The sequence below is a fragment of the Mucilaginibacter gossypii genome, assembly GCF_900100945.1.
Classification (GTDB): Bacteria; Bacteroidota; Bacteroidia; order Sphingobacteriales; family Sphingobacteriaceae; genus Mucilaginibacter; species Mucilaginibacter gossypii.
The window spans coordinates 452,013-473,558 of the sequence record NZ_FNCG01000004.1 but is presented as its reverse complement, the minus strand read 5'-3'; the positions used below and the strand labels follow the sequence as shown (position 1 = coordinate 473,558).

General features: G+C 41.5%; 22 protein-coding genes. 13 read left to right on the top strand and 9 right to left on the bottom strand.

Annotated features, from left to right (window positions below; all coding sequences use genetic code 11):
• Positions 1-41: 41 nt before the first annotated feature.
• From BLS28_RS11100 to BLS28_RS11085, 4 genes are all read right to left on the bottom strand, one after another.
• On the bottom strand, positions 42-1,835 hold the full coding sequence (locus tag BLS28_RS11100) for a DNA polymerase III subunit gamma/tau (RefSeq protein ID WP_091166699.1): 1,794 nt from the start codon (positions 1,833-1,835) through the stop codon (positions 42-44).
• A 94-nt stretch (positions 1,836-1,929) separates the two neighbouring features.
• Positions 1,930-3,378, bottom strand: a complete 1,449-nt coding sequence (locus BLS28_RS11095) for a capsule assembly Wzi family protein (RefSeq protein ID WP_091166697.1) — start codon at positions 3,376-3,378, stop codon at positions 1,930-1,932.
• Between the two features lie 401 nt (positions 3,379-3,779).
• Entirely contained in the window at positions 3,780-4,016 is a 237-nt protein-coding gene (locus tag BLS28_RS11090; RefSeq protein WP_090528506.1) for a hypothetical protein, read from the bottom strand.
• Positions 4,017-4,102: 86 nt separating this feature from the next.
• On the bottom strand, positions 4,103-4,723 hold the full coding sequence (locus BLS28_RS11085; protein WP_129571863.1) for a hypothetical protein: 621 nt from the start codon (positions 4,721-4,723) through the stop codon (positions 4,103-4,105).
• A 148-nt stretch (positions 4,724-4,871) separates the two neighbouring features.
• Here BLS28_RS11085 and rpsF point away from each other — a divergent pair, with 148 nt between their 5' ends.
• The 5 genes from rpsF (at position 4,872) to BLS28_RS11060 (ending at position 8,042) form a co-directional block, all read left to right on the top strand.
• Complete coding sequence (gene rpsF, locus BLS28_RS11080; protein ID WP_090528512.1) at positions 4,872-5,240, top strand: 30S ribosomal protein S6; 369 nt, start codon at positions 4,872-4,874, stop codon at positions 5,238-5,240.
• Entirely contained in the window at positions 5,240-5,503 is a 264-nt protein-coding gene (gene rpsR, locus BLS28_RS11075) for a 30S ribosomal protein S18 (protein WP_022833472.1), read from the top strand. Before rpsF ends, rpsR begins: the two co-directional genes overlap by 1 nt.
• A gap of 15 nt (positions 5,504-5,518) precedes the next feature.
• A complete protein-coding gene (gene rplI / locus BLS28_RS11070; protein WP_091166691.1) occupies positions 5,519-5,962 on the top strand; it encodes a 50S ribosomal protein L9 in 444 nt (147 codons plus the stop codon).
• Positions 5,963-6,168: 206 nt separating this feature from the next.
• On the top strand, positions 6,169-6,840 hold the full coding sequence (mtgA, locus tag BLS28_RS11065; protein ID WP_218117281.1) for a monofunctional biosynthetic peptidoglycan transglycosylase: 672 nt from the start codon (positions 6,169-6,171) through the stop codon (positions 6,838-6,840).
• Between the two features lie 116 nt (positions 6,841-6,956).
• Positions 6,957-8,042 carry an alpha/beta hydrolase gene (locus tag BLS28_RS11060; RefSeq protein WP_091166689.1) on the top strand — a complete coding sequence of 362 codons (1,086 nt, stop codon included), beginning with the start codon at positions 6,957-6,959 and terminating at the stop codon, positions 8,040-8,042.
• A 2-nt stretch (positions 8,043-8,044) separates the two neighbouring features.
• On the opposite strand, the gene BLS28_RS11055 is transcribed toward BLS28_RS11060, so the two are convergent.
• From BLS28_RS11055 to gyrB, 3 genes are all read right to left on the bottom strand, one after another.
• The gene (locus BLS28_RS11055; protein WP_091166687.1) at positions 8,045-8,341 is read right to left on the bottom strand and encodes a YciI family protein; all 297 of its coding nucleotides are present in this window, start codon (positions 8,339-8,341) and stop codon (positions 8,045-8,047) included.
• Positions 8,342-8,373: 32 nt separating this feature from the next.
• On the bottom strand, positions 8,374-8,985 hold the full coding sequence (locus BLS28_RS11050; protein WP_091166684.1) for a YdeI/OmpD-associated family protein: 612 nt from the start codon (positions 8,983-8,985) through the stop codon (positions 8,374-8,376).
• A gap of 159 nt (positions 8,986-9,144) precedes the next feature.
• Positions 9,145-11,103: a DNA topoisomerase (ATP-hydrolyzing) subunit B gene (gyrB, locus tag BLS28_RS11045; protein WP_091166682.1), complete on the bottom strand. Its 1,959-nt coding sequence runs from the start codon at positions 11,101-11,103 to the stop codon at positions 9,145-9,147.
• Positions 11,104-11,530: 427 nt separating this feature from the next.
• On the opposite strand from gyrB, the gene BLS28_RS11040 reads away from it, so the two are divergent.
• Positions 11,531-12,124 carry an OmpH/Skp family outer membrane protein gene (locus BLS28_RS11040; RefSeq protein ID WP_090528531.1) on the top strand — a complete coding sequence of 198 codons (594 nt, stop codon included), beginning with the start codon at positions 11,531-11,533 and terminating at the stop codon, positions 12,122-12,124.
• Between the two features lie 125 nt (positions 12,125-12,249).
• On the top strand, positions 12,250-12,729 hold the full coding sequence (locus BLS28_RS11035) for a nucleoside deaminase (RefSeq protein ID WP_091166680.1): 480 nt from the start codon (positions 12,250-12,252) through the stop codon (positions 12,727-12,729).
• A 112-nt stretch (positions 12,730-12,841) separates the two neighbouring features.
• On the opposite strand, the gene BLS28_RS11030 is transcribed toward BLS28_RS11035, so the two are convergent.
• Positions 12,842-13,255: an RNA-binding S4 domain-containing protein gene (locus tag BLS28_RS11030; RefSeq protein WP_091166679.1), complete on the bottom strand. Its 414-nt coding sequence runs from the start codon at positions 13,253-13,255 to the stop codon at positions 12,842-12,844.
• Between the two features lie 1,041 nt (positions 13,256-14,296).
• Here BLS28_RS11030 and BLS28_RS11020 point away from each other — a divergent pair.
• The 6 genes from BLS28_RS11020 (at position 14,297) to miaA (ending at position 20,394) form a co-directional block, all read left to right on the top strand.
• The gene (locus BLS28_RS11020; protein WP_091166675.1) at positions 14,297-15,112 is read left to right on the top strand and encodes a 2,3,4,5-tetrahydropyridine-2,6-dicarboxylate N-succinyltransferase; all 816 of its coding nucleotides are present in this window, start codon (positions 14,297-14,299) and stop codon (positions 15,110-15,112) included.
• Positions 15,113-15,253: 141 nt separating this feature from the next.
• The gene (locus tag BLS28_RS11015; RefSeq protein WP_091166673.1) at positions 15,254-16,378 is read left to right on the top strand and encodes a glycosyltransferase family 4 protein; all 1,125 of its coding nucleotides are present in this window, start codon (positions 15,254-15,256) and stop codon (positions 16,376-16,378) included.
• Entirely contained in the window at positions 16,371-16,940 is a 570-nt protein-coding gene (locus BLS28_RS11010; protein ID WP_091166671.1) for an L-threonylcarbamoyladenylate synthase, read from the top strand. Before BLS28_RS11015 ends, BLS28_RS11010 begins: the two co-directional genes overlap by 8 nt.
• Before the next feature lie 341 nt (positions 16,941-17,281).
• Positions 17,282-18,694, top strand: a complete 1,413-nt coding sequence (locus BLS28_RS11005) for a CCA tRNA nucleotidyltransferase (RefSeq protein WP_091166669.1) — start codon at positions 17,282-17,284, stop codon at positions 18,692-18,694.
• 41 nt (positions 18,695-18,735) lie between these two features.
• The gene (locus BLS28_RS11000; protein ID WP_091166667.1) at positions 18,736-19,395 is read left to right on the top strand and encodes an IS1096 element passenger TnpR family protein; all 660 of its coding nucleotides are present in this window, start codon (positions 18,736-18,738) and stop codon (positions 19,393-19,395) included.
• Between the two features lie 60 nt (positions 19,396-19,455).
• The gene (miaA, locus tag BLS28_RS10995) at positions 19,456-20,394 is read left to right on the top strand and encodes a tRNA (adenosine(37)-N6)-dimethylallyltransferase MiaA (RefSeq protein WP_256337397.1); all 939 of its coding nucleotides are present in this window, start codon (positions 19,456-19,458) and stop codon (positions 20,392-20,394) included.
• Positions 20,395-20,399: 5 nt separating this feature from the next.
• Here the strand turns inward: miaA and rfbA are convergent, their stop codons facing one another.
• Complete coding sequence (rfbA, locus tag BLS28_RS10990; protein WP_091166665.1) at positions 20,400-21,263, bottom strand: glucose-1-phosphate thymidylyltransferase RfbA; 864 nt, start codon at positions 21,261-21,263, stop codon at positions 20,400-20,402.
• Positions 21,264-21,546: the final 283 nt, after the last annotated feature.

The window sequence follows — 21,546 nt, the reverse complement described above, 5'->3', positions numbered from 1 at the left end:
GGATTTTTAATCAAGTTCACTGCTCAGCATTTAAAACCCGGTTAATCAAAATCAAGATTAAACCGGCTCTTCAACTCCAGCAGCTGCGGGTTGCGGGCTGCCATATGCTGAAACTTTTCGGGCGCGGTATAAGGCTTACGTACTACCTTTTGTTCATCAACCCTGGCGTTTACCTCGATAGTAAAATTTTTAAGTGCACTGCGCAGGTAATTCAACATAACGGGCTTTTCATCCCTGAAAATATTTTCCTGCACCATATTGCCTACTATTACTTCAAAAACATAGGGCTTTAGCATGCGCGGCGCGCCCGCTGTAAGAACGGTTAGCAAAGTTTTTTTACCTTCTTTTTTTGCAAATGCAGCAAAATCGCTCCAGCATTGCAAAAAGGCATCCATGGTAAAATCCTCTTTATCCTCTCCTTTTAAATATGGGTCCTCTTCTTCAAGTAATTCTTCCTGCGTTTTAACTTCACCGGTTAATGAAGGGGTGAGCGTACTTCGCAAAGGCATTACTATCTTAGGCTTTTCAGCAGGCGATGTTATTGTTTCTTTTACCTGTACAGATGGCGTTACAACCTCTTTTGGTGGGGCACTGTATACCGGTGCGGCTTCGCTCACCACAGATACAGCAGGGCTTGCCTGCGCTCCGTTAACAGACGTTACTGTTGAGGTATCAGGTTTTTTTTTTAGTCCCCCGTCGGTCGCGGAAGTTACAGTGAGTGGTGTGGTTGCCAGGTTAAACACCGATGGCAGGTGGCACATCTTAAGTAATGCCAGTTCAACCTGGAGCCGTTGATTTTTGCTGAGCTTATAACTAATATCGCACTGATTGGCAATATTCATGGCCGAGAGCAAAAACGACACCGATGCCTGCTGCGATTGCTGCAGGTATTTTGTTTTAATGCCTTCACTCACCTCAAGCAGCTTTAATGTCGATTGATCCTTCCCCACCAACAGATTTCTGAAATGTTCAGAAAGCCCGGCTATAAAATGAGCGCCATCGAACCCGCGCGAAAGGATCTCATCAAAAAACAATAATACTTTAGCGGTATCTTCCTTAAGCAGGCTCCCGGTTATATTAAAGTAGTAATCGTAATCAAGTATGTTCAGGTTATCAATAACCGAGCGATAGGTTACCTTCCCCCCCGAAAAACTCACGATCTGATCAAACATCGAAAGCGCGTCGCGCAAACCGCCATCGGCTTTCTGGGCTATGATATGCAGGCCGTCGGGTTCATAACCTATGCTTTCCTTGCCGGCAATTGATGCCAGGTGGTTGGCCATATCCTCAACCCTGATGCGGTTAAAATCAAAGATCTGGCAGCGCGAAAGAATGGTTGGCAGGATCTTATGCTTTTCGGTAGTAGCCAATATAAATATGGCATAATGAGGTGGCTCCTCAAGTGTTTTCAGGAACGCGTTAAAAGCGGCCTGCGACAGCATGTGCACCTCATCAATAATATAAACCTTGTAACGTGCCGCCTGGGGCGGGATCCGTACCTGTTCAATCAAACTGCGGATATCATCAACAGAATTGTTTGAAGCAGCATCAAGCTCATGAACATTAAAAGAATTTCCGTTTTCAAAAGCCTTGCATGAAGCGCATTCGCCGCAGGCTTCGCCATTGGGCTGCAAATTGGTACAATTAATGGTTTTAGCCAGGATCCGCGCGCAGGTAGTTTTGCCCACACCACGTGGACCACAGAACAAAAATGCCTGTGCCAGCTGGCTATTTTTTATAGCATTTTTGAGCGTATTGGTTATATGTTGCTGACCAACAACGGTTTCAAAAGTAGCCGGGCGATACTTACGGGCCGAAACAATGAAATTATCCACAAGTGCTAAGGTAGTGAGAAATTAGATTTGGTGAAAGAGCGGTTTTGCTAATTTTTTTACACACCGGCCTCTTCACATGTTAAACCCGGCATTATTACATAAATGTTTTTGACAGCTTTAAAATAATACCAAACGAATTGTAAAGCAGGCCCCCATGATCATATGCCAGATCATATCCAACAGAATAACCATTTCTTAAAGGCCTCAAACCTTCAACAAACGTCGAATATTGATTCACTTTTTTAAAGGTACCATAATGGGGTGGATATTTTAACTTCCCTCCTAAAGAACGATATATTTCGGTGCCATTTTCAAATGTTCCCATATTTTTAGAATAGGATAATTTGGCTGTATAAAGCCAGTTGTTTACATAAACCTGCGTTGCAGCATGCAAAGCAAGTACCCTGTTATTTATAAAAAACTGCCATGTTTTTCCTGCTTTGCTCTTCACATCATTTATTGTGGTTATAAATGGCGTACCCAAGCCAATGTCATTATATGACCAACCCTCTGCATATTCATAATTATTATAATAATTTTCGGCGCCAGACTTGGTTGGTTTTGAACTTAATGTGCCGGCCTGGTTCGCCGTATATAAAAATTCGAATAAAAATTTCTTCCAGTAAAAACTACTCTGAATTGGTTTATTATTAACTAAGCTTATACCATTTAAACCATCGGCTATATTTGCAAGAGACTTTAAAGCACCTATGTCATAAAAGCTTTGACGATATACCGAAATTGTAAGTGCATCAAATTTATATTGAGCACCTATATCTATTGAACCTAAATGATTACCAACCTTACTGCCCTGATATAGTTTACCAGAAAGCACATACCAATAGGTGTCGACTGGAGACAATTCAAACCGTTTAAAAACACGCCTTTCATTTCCCCATAATGCTTCGTGATTATAAGAGGCCAAAAAATCAAATCTCCATGATGGCTTACCTATTTTTAAGGACAGGGTATTTTCCATGTAATAGCCTTTAAAATCTGACGGTTTTTCGCCTGTTCTTACTTTAACACTCCCTAAATACCCATTTGCCAAAGTTGCTTTAAATGCAAACAGTTTTCCCAAAACCGGGATACTATAAAAGTCAGGTATACCTAAACTTATCTTGGGGATACCCAAGGCATTACCAGAGATTGAAAAAGAACCTGAAGAAAGAGTTGAATCAACAAGCCCCACAATATCCTTTGAACGGCCAGCTTTCAATTCAAAAATACCGGCGTGGGCCTTTACAAATCCCTCAACTAAAATAAACTTGCTATTATTTCCGGCATTTCCTCTACCTTCAAAGGATGCGGCCCAGTCGTAAGTTTTTGTTGTATCATAATCTTTCCGAATTTTTCCGATTAAGCTACCGGACCCACCCGATAACGGAATACTGCCAAACTGATTTGCCCTTAACCAAAATGGCACTGAATTGTTGGTAGTGACAATGCCCTGGGCCTCCAGGCTAATATGCACATCCTGATTTTGTGCTTTTGCTAAAAAAAAAGATAATAATATCGGCAATAAGACGACTAATTTTTTCATAACAGACAGTTTCGGCTAACGATTAATTTCAAATAACGAAAAATGATAATTTATTAAAAATAATATTGTTTTTTTATTAAAATCACATTTATAATACTATTACTAATACAAAAACAATTGTAATGTAGCAAATAAATTACATCATTCGCATTTTAACTTGAAATTAAATTTAACTATATGTTTAACCATATGAGATTCAGGTAGAAAAAAATTAAATCATGGAGAAAAAAATAGACACAAAAGAATATGCGCTATGATTGTTACGCAATTTTGTTTTAACTCAATTTGTGAAACAAATTGCCCTGATCACCTTTTAAGGCAACAACGGAAAATAAACAGGAATAAGCAAAAAGGAACTTAATATGTCGCGGTCAAACAAACAAGACTTAACACATAATATATTAAATATCATCATCAGGCAAATGATCATCATCTTCGGGGTCGGGCTCACCAATACTGCCATCAACCTGTATTTCATGCAGATCTTCTTTATCCTCAAGGATATCATCAAAATCTTCATCTTCCTGGTCATCCCAGTCGCCTTCAAGGGGATCATCCCCTCCGCCATACATTAAGATCTCATCGAAAGTAAGCGGATTGCTTGTTCCTTTTTCGGCTTGAATAGTTGCGGGTTGCATAGCTTATGAGTTTTTAAGTAAAACCATAAGCTATGCCATAAGTTTTAGAAAAAATTTTGTTTTTATCAACACAATTTCTCCCTCGTTTACAGAATATCTATCGATACTATTTCCTTTACAGTATAATACCCCTTGGCTTGCGGCAGATACACTTCCATATCCTTCCAGGTTATCTGGAGTTTTTTACCGGCAAGTTTAGCCGGTGAAGCATCTATAAATTTCTCAGACCCGGAAAACTGCCTGAGCCAGATAAATGATTTTTCGGCCGCTGCCTTATCTGTTATAACAATATAATTAAATCCCTTTGTATCAATCCGTTTAAATACGCCGGTAGTAACCTGGGTACCGGTATCCTCAGCATCGCCATCCTTTCCCATTTTCATGGCGAGTTGCATAAAAGATCCGCATTTTTGCTTCATCAGGTTTTTACCGATCTCCACGCCTACTTTACTCATTGCCGGTTCATCGGTTACCTCAACATTTTGCTCTTTGGCTACATCCATTAGCAAGTCGGCATGGTTTTCAAAACACTTTTCAAAAGCATCATTGGCAGCCTGTTTGGTAGATATCTTTGCCACGTCAATTTTGGACAATTCTTTACAAAGCGAATCAAGCAGGCGTTGTTGCGCGGGCCCTATTGTTTGTGCTTTTATTGCGCTGGTTGTTGTTAAAAAAAATGCGATAAAAAGGAGCAGGTTCTTTTTCATAATAATAATTTGACTGCTAATATAGCGCTGCCGGGCTAATTTGCTGTTATACACGTAGCATTTCATCTAAAAACATTTGATTGTTTCAATAATTACCTCTACATTTGCAGCCCCGTTATGGCGGGCAAATAATTAAAAATCAAGTATAATGCAACAGTACGAAATCGTGATCGTTCTAACCCCGTTGCTTTCAGAAGAGACTGCTAAAGAGGCAAATGCCAAATACAGCAAAATTCTTACTGATGGCGGAGCCGAAATTGTCCAGGAGGATAATTGGGGTTTGAGAAAATTAGCGTACCCAATCCAAAAGAAAACTACAGGGTACTATCACTTAACTGAATTTAAGGCTCCGGGTGAATTAATTAACAAATTGGAGATAGAGTTAAGGCGCGATGAGCGTGTTTTGCGTTTCCTGACCATTGCTTTGGATAAACATGCCATTGCTTACAATGACAAAAAACGCAGTGGTGCTTTTAACAAAAAACCAGCAGCTAAAGCAGAGGAGGCAGCAAACTAATGGCTAACGAACAAATTAAATACGTTACCGCTCCAAAGGTGGAGGATAACCGTAAAAAATACTGCCGTTTCAAAAAGAACGGTATCAAGTATATTGATTACAAAGACGCAAACTTTTTATTAAAGTTCATTAACGACCAAGGTAAAGTATTACCACGCCGTTTAACCGGTACTTCATTGAAGTTTCAGCGTAAAGTGGCTCAGGCTGTTAAACGCGCACGCCACATCGGTTTATTACCTTACGTTACAGATTCATTAAAATAATAGGAGATTTAAGAAATGGAAGTTATTTTAAAACAAGATGTAAAAAACCTGGGTGATAAAGACGATATCGTAAATGTGAAACCAGGTTATGGCCGTAACTACCTTTTACCAAAAGGCTACGCCATATTAGCTACTGAAAGCGCACGTAAAGTTTTAGCCGAAAACCTTAAACAAGCTCAATTTAAGCAAGAAAAAATCCGCAAGGATGCTGATGCTATTGCAGCTCGTTTAGAAGGTGTTAAACTTAACATTGGTGCTAAAGCCGGCGAAACAGGCAAAATCTTCGGTGCTATCAACACTATCCAAATTGCTGATGCATTGAAAAAAGAAGGTTTTGAAGTTGACCGTCGTCGTATCACTTTTGACCAGGAGCCAAAATTTGTTGGTGAATACGTAGCCAACATCAACCTGCACAAGGAAGTTAAAGTACAGGTTCCGTTTGCAGTAGTAGCGGAATAATTATATTTCGGAATTCGGAGTTTCGATTTCGGATTTCTGGAAAAATTTTAGAATTTTAGAGGGTGTTTTGCTAAAGCAAAGCACCCTCTTCTTTTATCAGGAAATATTTTATAACTGTGTTCAAATTCTTCGGCAAAAACAACCAAAAATCAACGTCGGGCAAACGGAATTCAAAATCGGATTCAAAGTTTTATGGCATTCCTAAATTGATATTCAGGATTTTTAAACTGATATTCATCCTGTTTTTCGGTTTAAGCCTTTTGGGCGTAATTGGTTACCGTTTTATAAACCCTCCTTTTACCTGGTTAATGATCGAACGCGGCTTCCAGCGTAAATCGGCAGGTAAGGAATGGAAGATAGATAAAAAATGGAAAGATTTTGACGAGATCTCCGACAATATGAAACGTGCCGCCGTTGCTGCCGAAGACCAGACTTTTTTAGAGCACCACGGTTTCGATTTTAACGCCATCGAAAAAGCCATCGAAAAAAATTCGCACAGTAAAAAACTAATTGGCGGCAGTACCATATCACAGCAGGTAGCCAAAAATGTTTTCCTTTGGGAAGGCCGTTCCATACTCCGTAAAGGCATCGAAGCTTATTTTACCATATTAATAGAAACCTTTTGGAGCAAAAAACGCATCATGGAGGTTTACCTGAACGAGATTGAAATGGGCGATGGAATATACGGTGTTGAGGCTGCTTCGCAGGCTTATTTTCACAAACCAGCCTCCGATTTAACCCGGCAGGAAGCTGCCGCCATAGCCGTGATTTTCCCAAGCCCGCTGAAATGGTCGGCCACCAACCCAACCAAATATTTAAGGCACAGGCAATACCTTATTATGAAAAATATGAAAAGGTTGGGGCCGCTGGATTTTTAGCCCCCTTGCCCCCTAAGGAGGGAATGAAAATTCCTTTCCCGGCATTCCTTTTTTATTTCAGCAACGCTGTAACCTTTTGTAAATTAAGACTATCTTAATTTATATAACCACACGCCATGTTGAAACAAAGTATCAAGACCAGCCTCTATCTACTTGCTTTTATCTTTTTCGCAAACATTGCTGCAGCGCAGGTTAAAAGCGATACCCCTGCCCCTTTTACGGACAAAGACATGGTGCAATGGGATTATCACTCAACAGTTATTGGTGAAGATTATACCATCTACGTACATTTTCCTCCGGGTTATGATACTACTAAAACCAAATACCCGGTGTTGTACGTGACTGATGGCGACTGGAACATGACCGTTGCCATGAACTGCTTCAACATGCTCCGGCAGGATTATGAAACCACTGAAGCACTCATTGTAGGCATTGGTTACGGCAGCCAACCAAACCAGCGCAGCCGCGATCTGAACCCCACAACCGGCGGACCAAAGTTCATATCATTTATTGAGCGGGAAGTAATACCATTTATACAAAGTAAATACCGTGTAAGCGATAATAAAGCACTATACGGTTATTCGTTTGGTGGCATGTTCACTACCATGGTACTGTTCGAGCATCCAAATCTATTTAATATGATCTTTATAGGGGCACCCGGCAACAGCGGAAGTGAACTAATCCCTTCGGCTAAAAAATACTTTGCCAATAATCATGACATTAACTGCAGGGTGTTTTTAGGCGTAGGTTCTTTTGAGCTCTTAACCAGCAAAAACATTCGGGATTTTAAAATCTACATGGAAAACCAGCATTGTAAAGGGCTTGATATTGCTATCGCAATCACCCCAAATGCCGGGCATGGGGCAGCATTGGCGCAAGTAATGCAAAACGCAATAAAATTTGCCTATTGTAAACAGCATAAGGCTATTGATATATCTGCAAAGCAACTGGAACAATATGCAGGAAATTACCAGATAGCAGGCGATGACAAAAACAAATTCAAGACTTATGTTGCTGAAGGCAAACTATACTTCGTCCAAAATGATGCAATACCTATGGTAATTGTGCCATATGCAAAAGCGTCGTTCTTTATGTACGAAAATGAACGGGCCGATATTACTTTCCATACAGAAGGCAACAAAATGTACATGGTTTTCAGCTTTCCAAATGAAAAACCAACCCGGCTGGATAAAGTAAACTAAACCTATTCTGCACCGTCCAGCAGCGCAGTTAAATCTGGGTGATACACAGGAGTTAAGAACTCGGTGACGGTAAATTCAGCAAGTTTATGCTTGTAAAAGGGATCTTCGGTAATGATCTTCTCTATTTGCTCCCTTGAGCCCGCAAAGGCCAGGATTACCCCACCCGTGCGCGGCACCTTAGGCCCCCAAACAACAAATACCTTTTCATCATAATATTTATTAAGATGCTTTAGATGGACCTCCATATAAGCATCAACCTCTTCAAGAGGGGCGATATACTTAAGATCGATGAAAAACATAAGCGTTAAGTTTAATATTCGGTATTGGGAATTTATTTGTACTTCCAGTGCCTTGATTTACCCTCAGTAAGCCACTCAGCGGCAGTTTCCATACGCTTAAGCCGGGTGGCCTCGGTTTTGGCCTCGGTTATCCATTCAATATACTCCTTTTTCTGCGAGTAGCTGAACTGGTTAAGGTTTAGCCAGGCTTGCGGATGGGCTTCTAAAAATTTCACGAAGTAGTCAGGTACCACCAACTCGTCGCGTTGAGCGGGCGGCTTCTTTTGGGAAGCCGGCCTGGGTTTATTATCTTCATTTAGGGCCATCGCCTGCTGTATAAACTCAATAAGTGCTTCCTTTGGAGGAAGGTCATCAATACTGGTCAGGCGACCGAAGCTACCTGCAGCCTGATCGGCCAGGCTCAATATCTTTTGTGGGTCATATAATAACGATGCCTTCCAAAAACCAAATGCGCAATGTTGTTTAAAAGCGGCCATATTGCAAACCACACCTTTGTAATCAAAAAAAGGCATGCTCCATTTCATGGTTTCAATTATCATAGGCGAGGCTTCATGCACCACAGCTCTCAGATAGTTTAAAATCGGCTTTGCAAATTCGGGCGATTTTTCGATGTAGGCATCAATCCGGTTATCATAGTGTTCCATAATTAAAGTTAGCGATTACAACAGCTCCGGCAAAATTGATTTAAATACGCCCCGCCAAACCTGGCAGGGACCAAGCTCCTACAAAAAAACCCGCTTCAAAAGAAGCGGGTCTTAAAAAATGTATCAACCATCCCTCCCCTGCAGGGGTCGGGGCATCGCTTACGAATCTATCTTAGCATATTTAGCGTTTCGCTCAATGAACTCGCGGCGTGGGGCAACTTCATCACCCATCAGCATGCTGAAGGTATGGTCGCACTCGGCGGCGTTTTCAATGGTAGCACGTTTAAGCGTGCGGGTAGCGGGGTTCATGGTAGTATCCCAAAGCTGGATATCGTTCATCTCACCCAAACCTTTATAGCGCTGCACGTGCACACTGTCTTCTTTACCGGCACCTTTAAGGCGCTGGATAGCAGCATCGCGCTGTACATCATTCCAGCAATATTCATACTCCTTACCTTTTTTAACCTGGTAAAGCGGCGGTGAAGCAATATATACATAACCGGCTTCAACAAGCTCCTTCATGTAACGGAAAAAGAAGGTAAGGATCAGCGTGGTGATGTGCGAACCGTCCACGTCGGCATCCGTCATGATGATGATCTTATGGTAACGGAGCTTGGTTAAGTTAAGGGCTTTATCATCTTCAGGCGTACCGCGGCTTACGCCCAAACCGGTAAACATGTTCTTGATCTCTTCGTTTTCGTAAATCTTGTGCTCCATGGCTTTCTCCACGTTCAGGATCTTACCACGCAATGGTAAAATAGCCTGGTACTCGCGGTTACGGCCCTGTTTGGCGGTACCACCCGCCGAGTCACCTTCCACAAGGAATAGCTCGCAAAGGGTTGGATCGCTATTGGCACAATCAGACAGTTTGCCCGGTAAACCCGAACCTGTCATTACACTCTTGCGCTGTACCATTTCGCGCGCTTTACGGGCGGCGGCACGGGCGGTAGCGGCAAGGATTACTTTATTTACAATCAGGCGGGCTTCTTTAGGGTTCTCTTCCAAAAAGTTACCCAAAATTTCACCCACAGCTACGTCAACCGCGCCCATTACCTCGTTGTTACCCAACTTACTTTTGGTTTGGCCTTCAAACTGAGGCTCCTGAACTTTTACTGATATAATGGCAGTTAATCCTTCGCGGAAGTCATCGCCGCTGATCTCAACTTTTACGTTTTTCAGCAGGCCCTCTTTATCGGCATAAGCTTTTAAGGTACGGGTTAAACCGCGACGGAAGCCTGCTACGTGCGTACCACCCTCAATGGTGTTAATGTTATTTACATATGAAAAAACATTCTCGCTGTAAGTATCATTATACTGCAGGGCAAGTTCAACCGGGATACCGCCCTTATTACCATCTACATAAATGGGCTCAGGGATGATCGATGTACGTGTTCCGTCCAAAAACTTAACAAACTCGCGCAAACCACCTTCTGAGAAAAACTCTTCGCTACGGAAAGTACCATCTTCCTGGGTTTCACGCTCATCGGTTAAACTCAGGCGAATGCCTTTGTTCAGGAATGACAACTCACGCAAACGGGCAGCAAGCGTATCATATTTATACTCGGTAGTGGTAGTAAAAATTTCCGGATCGGGCTGAAAGGTTTGGATAGTACCTGTTTTATCAGATACGCCAATTTCCTTAACGTCAAACATCGGCTTGCCGCGTTCGTATTCCTGGGTAAAGATCTTGCCTTCACGGTGCACAAGGGTCTTCACATGGGTTGATAATGCGTTAACGCAACTCACACCCACACCGTGTAAACCGCCGGATACTTTATAAGTATCCTTATCAAATTTACCACCGGCGTGCAAAACGGTCATTACAATTTCAAGCGCCGATTTACCCTCTTTTGTATTGATACCCGTAGGGATACCACGACCGTTATCTGATACGGTTATGGAATTGCCAACATGTATAGTAACTTTTATATCATCGCAATAACCGGCAAGGGCTTCGTCGATAGAGTTATCAACTACTTCATATACAAGGTGGTGCAAACCTTTAACACCTGTATCGCCAATGTACATCGACGGACGCTTACGTACCGCCTCTAAACCCTCTAAAACCTGTATGTTATCTGCTGAATAATTGGATTTATCCTGAATTTCTTCGCTCATATTTATTTAATGAAACAATCTTCAAAATTACAAAAAATACCCCGTATTAACGATTATTTGTGGATAAAAGTACTGTTGTGGAGAGTTGTCAGAACCGGGATTAGGGTGGATTTTCAGGATTTATTGGATTTTATTTGCCCTGCTGATTTTGTCTGAGCCCGAATTTTATGAAATTAAAGAATTTATCGAATTTGCTTATAGCTTCAAAAAGCTGGTTATTCCTTGATCCCTCCAAATCCCGGTTCAGGGAAAATCGGTGTAGTCAAAAATTAATCGGTGCAATCCCATAAACTAAACTAAAAATCAATCAACGTAATCTTTAAAAAACAAATCCGAAATCGAAAATCCGATATTCGAAATCATTAGGATACTTGCAATGAAAGATTATCTTTGTCAAAATTTTATAATAATTTTCAGATTGACAGAAATGAAAACCAGTGCTTCAGTTTTAACCAAACTTACTTTAGGATTAGCAATTGCAGGTAGCGTTGCGGCCTGTACTCAAAATAAAACCGCCGATAAACCGGCTGCTGCAACCACAGCAACTCCTGATAAAGAAACTATTGTTTATGTAAACTCTGATTCTTTATTAAACAAGTACGATTACTTTAAGGATATGTCAAAACGCCTTGAAGAAAAAGGAAAAGCATCACAAACCGACTTGCAAAACCGCGGTCAAGCATTTCAACGCCAGGTTGCCGAATACCAGAAAAATCAGGCTACCATGCCGGCTGATCAACGCCAGGCTACCGAGCAACAGTTACAGCGTAAACAACAGGAATTACAAGGCTACTCTCAAAATGCAGGTGCCGAATTCCAAAACGAGCAAGCTTCTGAAAATGCTAAACTGTATGATAAAATTGCCGACTTTGTAAAAGGTTATGCTAAAGAAAAAGGCTACAAACTGGTGTTAACCTATTCAAAAGCCAATCCAACCGTATTGTATGGTGATCCATCTTTAGATGTTACCGTTGACGTTGCCAAACGCCTTAACGAAGCTTACGCTAAAGACAAAAAATAATATCCTGATTTGAAAATTTGATGATGAAGTAATTTGAACATTACAAGTCATTTTCAAATATTCAAATTGACACATTTTCAAATTAAAACCTCAACTTCGGTTGAGGTTTTTTAATTTAGGGCAATATGGAAAATACGGTACACGAAAAATTTATGCGCATAGCCATTGAACTGGCCGAAGACAATGTAAAGCGCGGAATGGGCGGGCCTTTTGGGGCCGTAATTGTTAAGGACGGCATGATCATAGCCCGCAGCGCCAACCGTGTTGTACCCACTAATGATCCTACCGCACACGCCGAAGTCTCGGTGATCCGCCTGGCCTGCCAGGAACTGGGAACATATAATTTATCAGGCTGCGAAATTTATACCAGCTGTGAGCCCTGCCCAATGTGCCTGGGCGCTATTTACTGGGCACGTATAGATAAAATTTATTACGCCAATACCAAAGCCGATGCCGCTGCGATAGGGTTCGACGATCATTTTATTTATGATGAACTGGGCTGCACCATGGAAAAACGCAAGCTTCCTTTTGTCCAAATCCTTCGTGATGAAGCGCTAACTGCCTTTAAACTTTGGGAAACAACCGAGCATAAAGATCATTATTGACCGGAATTTGAGGGGGGTAAATTGGTCTGAACCCGGATTTGTAGGATTTATCAGATGGGCAGGAATTTGATTCACATTTGCAAATCAAAATCCATCAATCCCTAAAATCTGCTTAATCCTGGTTCTCCTCCTGCTCTTCAAAAAAATTATCTTTCAGGTCATCAATTTCGCGCCTGTCGGCCTTAGTGGGACGGCCCGTGCCACGATCACGCTTCAGTATCGGGGCATGGAACATTGATTTAAAGGCCTGGGTTTGTTCAACAGGAGTTATATCTTCATAAAAATTCACGGCCGTTTTGGCGTCTACCCGGTTTTCCAACAAGCCGGTTACCTTCACTACCTTGCGCTCTATACCTTTTGCTACCTGGTAAACATCACCAATTTTCACCTCGTATGACGGCTTGATGTTTTTACCATCCAGCTTGATGCGGCCGGCCTTACAGGCATCAGAAGCAAGCGTACGGGTTTTAAACACGCGGATGGCCCACAGGTATTTATCTATTCTCAGTTTCTCTTTTTCGGCCATAACATTCAATTGCTTTTACACCGATTATCCGGTCGGCCGGCTAATTTACCAATATCATTTTACGTACAAATAAAAGCATCCATATTCGGGAGATGCTTTACAGCTGAAACGCAACTTGCCACGCCGCTATCCCGACGGTGGTATAAGTATAAAGCCTCAAATTTACGGCTTTTAAAACGGCTTTGCCAGAGATTATTGTAGTTATCAAAAACCTTTTATGATCCGGTACTTTTTACAACTTACTTGGGCAGGTCTTTTTTAATGAACTTATGATAAAGATGTTCGGCATAACCAACGCTAACATAATCAGGAAATTTCCAGTGTGGATAATAGCGTCTTTGGATGTATTTGAGAAAGCTAAAAAGCAAAACGCAAAAATAAGCAGCAAAGCCAGGCCAAGTAAAATAATGGCAATTAGTACAAATGGGGTCATACCTGGGAATAATTTGGGTAACAGTAATAAATTAAAAGGTAAAACAATTATACCAATACTCATCCAAGGTAACAGATTGATATAACAGCAGTTGCACGATAAGTAAAGTACTAATGTTTAATACTTTATAAACTTATTTGCCAGCAACACTAACAAACAACAATAAATAAACGCTCTTTTAAAATCAAGTTATTTACCCAAAAATCCAATTATATCCCTTGGAATTATAGCTATAATCGCCCGTTGAAATAAAAAAAGTAAGCCTCCCCGACACTCGCTGTCCGGAAGGCTTTGACACCTAATTAGTTTAAACGTTGGTTTCCGTTTATATAAAATTAAGGCTTACTTAATGTATTTTTATGCAGTATTAACTAATTGTCCGCATATTGTATAAATGTGTAATATCAAACACATAAAGGCCCAAATACTAAACGCAACTTGCTATTACACTCAAGGCTTCCTCAAAGAATCCATAATACTTTGTCAAGGCCTTTCCTGCACTTAGTTGTAATTAATCTTTCAACTCCCGCCGCTCTTTCATGACATTCAATCTTTTAAAACATATTTCCTTAAAAATCCTTTAATTTGCCAAAAGTTTAATTTCACCAATGCAAGATCTTAAAAAACTGATTGAAGAGGCCTGGGAAGACAGGAACCTGCTGAACTATAATGAATACACCAACGCCATTGAAACCGTTATTGACCGTTTGGACAAAGGCGAGATCCGTGTGGCCGAACCCATTGGCACACGCTGGCATGTAAATGAGTGGATTAAAAAGGCGGTTGTTTTGTATTTCCCGACCAGGCAGATGGAAGAAATTAAAACCGGCCCTTTTGTTTTTCATGACAAAATGAAACTCAAAACGGATTACAAGCAAGCCGGCGTTCGTGTTGTACCTCATGGTATTGCCCGCTACGGTGCCCACCTGGCTAAAGGCGTCATCATGATGCCATCATACGTAAACATTGGCGCTTATGTTGATGAAGGTACCATGGTTGATACCTGGGCTACTGTTGGCTCATGCGCGCAGATTGGTAAACACGTACACTTAAGCGGTGGTGTTGGTATTGGTGGTGTGTTGGAGCCGCTACAGGCTGCCCCGGTTATTATTGAAGATAACTGCTTTATTGGTTCACGTGCAATTGTTGTTGAGGGCGTACATGTTGAACATGAAGCTGTATTAGGTGCAAACGTGGTGTTAACCGCATCAACCAAAATCATTGATGTTACCCACAGCACCCCGGTTGAATATAAAGGCCGCGTACCTGCCCGCTCAGTAGTAATTCCGGGTTCATATACTAAAAAGTTTGCTGCCGGCGAATACCAGGTGCCTTGCGCCCTCATCATCGGTACCCGTAAGGAATCAACCGATAAAAAAACGTCATTAAATGACGCCCTGCGTGAAAATAACGTAGCGGTATAATTATAGATATGAGATATCAGATGTGAGATATGAGATTTTGCATGGTAAAGATTCCGGCAATACCTTTATTTCACATCTGCTATATTCCTCTGAGAATGCAGCATTTCTCACGTCTCATATCTCACATCTCATATCTAAAACATGAAGATAGGATACGATGCTAAACGGGCTTTTTACAATAATACCGGCTTAGGTAATTACAGCCGCTGGTTAATTAAAGGCATAGCGTCGCTCAATCTATCCAACCTTTTATATTTATATACGCCAAAGGCCAAAGCTAATCCACGGCTTAATTTTATTGGCGATTATCCCAGCATTCGCACTGTTACCCCAAAAAGCAAATGGTTCACTTCATGGTGGCGTAGTAAAGGAATTATCAAAGATTTAAAACGTGATGGTATTGAAGTGTACCATGGTTTAAGTCACGAGTTGCCTTCGGGAATCGAACATACCGGCATTAAGTCGGTTGTTACCATGCATGACCTGATCTTCATGCGTTATCCGAAACATTTTGGTGCGGTTAATTACCGTATTTACCTCGCTAAGGTTAAACATGCCTGCCGTGTCGCGGATCAAATTATCGCCATAAGCCAAAAAACAAAGGATGATCTTGTCGACCTGCTCACCATCGCCCCCCAAAAAATAGAAGTTGTTTACCAGGGATGTGACCCTTCATTTGCAATTGAACAAACCGCCGCGCAAAAATCGGCAGTAAAAGAAAAATATAACCTGCCCAACCGCTTTATTTTGAGTGTTGGCACTATTGAAGAACGCAAAAACTTGCTGTTAACCGTTATGGCTTTAAAAAACGTCAATGACATACCACTGGTGGTAATTGGCAAAGAAACCCAATACACAGAATTGGTTAAAACGTATATAACGGCTAATAACTTAAACCACCGGGTAATATTTTTAAAAGACGTTACCTTTGCAGAGTTACCTGCTGTTTATCAACTGGCATCGGTGTTTGTTTATCCATCACGGTACGAAGGATTTGGTATACCCGTGTTAGAAGCTTTAAACTCCGGCACGCCGGTTATAGCAGCAACAGGCTCATGCCTTGAAGAAGCAGGCGGGCCAGGCAGCCTGTATGTGAACCCTGATGATGATATCGGTCTTGCTGAAAAACTAAACCAGGTGCTTAGTGATGATGACTTAAGGCAAACCATGATAACCAAAGGCCGCGCTTACGCAGCTAATTTTACCAATGATAAACTAAGCCTGCAATTAATGCAGCTTTACCAAAATATTTTGAACCATGCTTAGAGACGAAGTAGCCAAGGCTTTTAAAATTGTACAAGAGGGTGGCATCATCCTTTACCCTACCGATACCATTTGGGGCATAGGCTGCGATGCCACCAACACCGAAGCCATTCAAAAGATCTATCGCCTAAAACAGCGCGATGAGGCCAAAAGCATGATCATTTTGCTGGATACCGAAAACAAGCTGGAAAGCTATATCAGTGAAGTAAACCCGCTGGCTTTTGAATTGATTGAATACGCCGAAAACCCCTTAACGCTGGTGATGCCGGGCGCCAAAAACATTTCTCCGGCATTAATTGCTGCCGATGGCAGCGTGGGGATCAGGGTTGTAAAAGACACCCCTTTTTGCCAGCAATTGATTCAGCGTTTACGCAAACCTTTGGTGTCAACATCAGCTAATATTAGCGGTAAGCCCTCGCCGCAATATTTTTCGCAAATAGACCAGGAAATTATTGATGGTGTTGATTACGTAGTTGATTTGGAGCAGCATAGCAAAGAGATCAAAACACCGTCAACCATCATGAGGCTGGCTCCTGATGGGCGGTTTGAGTTTTTGCGTCGTTAACGAGGGATCAGAGGCTGGAGATTAGTGATTAGTTAAAAAGGTGTTTTTGAAGATATGTTTTAACAGAAACATTTTTATAAATTCTTTTGTGTAACCCCTCTACATATTCAATATACTGACTATCAATTATTTAAATAAAATAATTAAAATTGTGTTAACCCTATTAACCCCCTGTCGTGCAGAAAGCCGGAAGTATGAGGTCCAAAGTTTGAAGTCTGAAAGTTTTGTTTATTAAGTGGAAAGATACTTAGGACTTTCGACTAAGACTTTTGACTTTACCGGGGCATTTTACCAATTAATCTTACCTTTGTACCCTTATTAGCGTTTTTAAGCATCCAACTATGCAACAACACCTCAGGCATCCCGTATTTTCTGTTATATCCCGTTTGGCGGGCGAACAAAATGTACAGGCCTATGCTATAGGTGGTTTTGTGCGCGATATTTTCCTGAACCGCCCGTCGAAGGACATTGATATCGTAATTATTGGCAACGGTATTGCTTTTGCCGAAGTTGTTGCCAATACGCTTAGAGTTAAACTGGCGGTTTATAAAAACTTCGGTACGGCTTCGCTCAAATACCGCGATTTGGAGATAGAGTTTGTTGGCGCCCGCAAGGAATCGTACCGTCGCGACTCGCGCAAGCCAATTGTGGAGAATGGCACTTTGGAAGATGATCAGAAACGCCGCGATTTTACCATCAACGCGCTGGCTATTTCCCTCCACCCGGATACTTTTGGCGAGTTGCTTGATCCCTTTAACGGCATTGCCGACCTGCAAAACAAGCTGATCCGCACGCCGCTTAATCCTAACGAAACATTTTCTGATGATCCGCTGCGTATGATGCGGGCCATCAGGTTTGCTACCCAGCTTAATTTCAGGATTGATGATATCGCTGTTGAAGCCATTAAAACCACTGCCGACAGGATCAGCATCATATCGCAGGAACGGATTACCGATGAACTGAACAAGATCATCCTGTCGCCGGTACCATCAATCGGCTTTAATTATTTGTTTGATACCGGACTGCTGCATAAGATCTTCCCGCAAATGGTAGCCCTTTACGGGGTTGACTATGTAGATGGCAAAGGTCATAAGGATAACTTTTACCATACCCTTCAGGTGCTTGACAACATCTGCGAAACTACTGACGACCTGTGGTTACGCTGGGCTGCTATACTGCATGACATAGCCAAACCCGCCACCAAACGTTTTGAGCCCAGCCACGGCTGGACCTTTCATGGTCATGAAGACCGGGGCGCACGCATGGTGCCCAAGATCTTCACCCAGCTTAAGCTGCCGCTTAATGAAAAAATGAAGCAAGTTCAAAAGTTGGTGCAACTGCATTTAAGGCCCATCGTACTTTCACAATCCATAGTTACCGATTCAGCAGTGAGGCGTTTGCTTTTTGAGGCAGGGGACGATATTGAAGCACTGATGTTGTTGTGTAAAGCAGACATCACCACCAAAAACGAATATAAGGTTAAAAAATATCGTAACAATTTTGAGCTTGTTCAACAAAAATTAAGAGACGTTGAGGAGCGCGACAGCATCCGTAACTGGCAGCCGCCGGTTACCGGTAACGATATCATGACCATATTTGGGATAAAAGAAGGCCGCGAGGTAGGAATAATCAAAAATCAGATCCGCGAAGCCATATTGGAAGGCGAAATTCCCAACAATCGTGAGGCCGCGTTAACCTTTACAATCAGCAAAGGCATTGAAATTGGCTTAAAAGTTGTGACTACCCCAAATTAAATTAAAACATTATTATTTTTGTCCAAAATCTACAATAAACAATGGCAGTATACAGGTTCAGGGTTACTTTTGAAGACTACGATGACGTTACGAGAGAAATTGATGTAAAATCAAATCAAACTTTCGAAGATCTTCACCGCGCAATTCATCAGTCAACTGGTTATAATCCGGAATTTTCTTCATCATTTTATATCAGTAATGATCAGTGGACTAAAGGTGAAGAAATAACTTACCTGCCTAACCAAAGGCGTATTGACCGTGGTGTATCATTAATGAATAAAGTAAAGCTGTTGAGTTTTATTGATGACCCGCACCAAAAATTTTACTATACATTCAATTTCGATCGTCCGTTTGATTTTCATGTGGAACTGATGAAGATCATTTTAGATGAAACGCCGGGCACCACTTACCCTGCCGTTGTAAAATCAGTTGGCGAAGCGCCTAAACAATTTGGCAATGCATTTAACGCTACCGTTTTACCGCCTGTTACCGAAGACTTCGACTTTCTGAACGAAATGGCCTTTAACCCGGAGGATGCCGAAGATTTTTCGGAAGTTACAGATACCGATGACCTGCCGGAAGAAAAACACAGCGGCGGCGAAGAAGAAGAGGAAGAAGATGAGTTCGGCAATGAATTTAGCGATGATGAAGGCTTTGATGATGATGAAAGGCCTGGCCGTGGCGGTAGCGACGATTATTAAACTTAGCACATGGTTCATAGTTGATAGTTCATGGTTTTTACCCAAGTTACATTTTAAACTATGAACTATGAACCATCATCTATGAACCCTCTTTCCCCAACCCTCATTGTAGTTGCCGGCCCTACCGCCATAGGAAAAACGGCTGCGGCTATTAAGCTGGCACAGCACTTCAATACAGCAGTTGTTTCGGCCGATTCAAGGCAGTTTTTTAGAGAAATGACTATTGGTACTGCCAAACCGGATGAAAGTGAGTTGGCTGCCGCCAAACACTATTTCATTAATTCGCATTCTATATCTGAAAGTTTTTCTGTAGGCGATTTTGAAAAACAAGGCCTTAGCCTTTTAGATGAACTTTTTAAAGTACATGATAAGGTGATCCTGGCGGGAGGGTCAGGTTTATACATTAAAGCTATTTGTGAAGGCTTTGATAACTTGCCCGTAGCCGATATTTCAGTACGTGAAAAACTAAACCAACAACTGGAAAGAGAAGGAATTACAACATTACAAAAACAACTACAACAGGTCGACCCGGATTATTATACCCAGGTCGACCTTAATAATCCTCAGCGTATCATCAGGGCGCTGGAAGTTTTTGAAACCTCAGGTAAACCATTTTCATCTTACCGCAACGCTACTGTAAATAAAAGACCTTTTAACATTATCAAACTGGCGCTTGATATGCCCCGCGAAAAACTATATGAGCGTATAAACCTGCGCGTTGATCAGATGGCTAAACAAGGGCTAGCGGAAGAAGTAAAGTCCCTCCTGCCCCACCGTGAATTAAATGCTTTAAATACGGTTGGCTATTCGGAGCTGTTTGATTATTTTGATGGAAAAACCAGTCTTGATGAAGCGCTCTTGCTTATAAAACAAAATACCAGGCGCTTTGCCAAAAGGCAGCTTACCTGGTTCAGAAAAGACAAAGACTTTATTTGGTTTGATGCCGGTGCTCCCGATGTTATTGACCAGATGGCTAAAGCCATTGAAACTTCCGCATAATTATTTTATTGCGGCAGCAGGCTTTGTAAATATTTGCCGTAACCACTTTTGATATACTTGTTAACTAACAGCCGCAACTGATCGTCATTGATAAACCCACGGCGGTAAGCAACCTCCTCAATACACCCGATTTTGGTTGACTGGCGTTTTTCGATCACGCGCACATATTCAGTAGCGTCGCTCAATGAATCAAACGTACCCGTATCTAACCAGGCTGTTCCCTTATCCATAACGCCAACATGCAAGTTACCCTGTTCAAGGTAAAACTTGTTAACATCGGTAATTTCATACTCACCCCGGGGTGAGGGTTCAAGATCTTTAGCTATTTGGATTACCGAATTATCATAAAAATAAAGGCCGGGTACTGCAAATTTCGATTTTGGCTGCAATGGCTTTTCTTCAATTGACAATGCCCTGAATTCGGCATCAAATTCAACCACGCCATAGCGCTCCGGATCTGCCACATGGTAAGCAAAAATAGCAGCACCCTCAACGTCATTGAAGCTGCGGATCAATTCGTTAAATCCGGTACCATAAAATATATTATCGCCCAATATCAAAGCTACTTTATCATCGCCTATAAATTGCTCGCCAATAACAAAAGCCTGGGCAAGTCCATTAGGCTTTTCCTGTATAGCATATTCAAATTTACAGCCTAACTCTGTGCCATCGCCCAGCAACCGTTTAAAACCGGGATTATCTTCGGCTGTGGTAATGATCAGAATTTCTTTGATATCCGCCTGCATCAAAACCGATAATGGGTAGTATATCATTGGCTTATCATAAATAGGCATCAGTTGTTTACTGATTGCCCTGGTTATAGGATAAAGTCGGGTGCCTGACCCTCCTGCTAAAATAATGCCTTTCATATTTGATTATACTAATTTTTAAATAAACATCCCGAAGTTAGTATATAATAATGCTTCCGTAATATCAGGGCCCATTATTATACTGTTGAACAATGCTATCAGGTATAAAGTTGGTATTTATTGTTCAATATGCAAACTTATATTTTATCTGATTATTTTGAACATAAACCATGTATCAGGCAACAAGCCTTTTTCAAAAGCAAAATCCATTTAATCCCCTCAACATTAGCATAAAATTGTTATTATTGCAGTTTGAACGTTAAAAACTACTATTTAGGTGGAT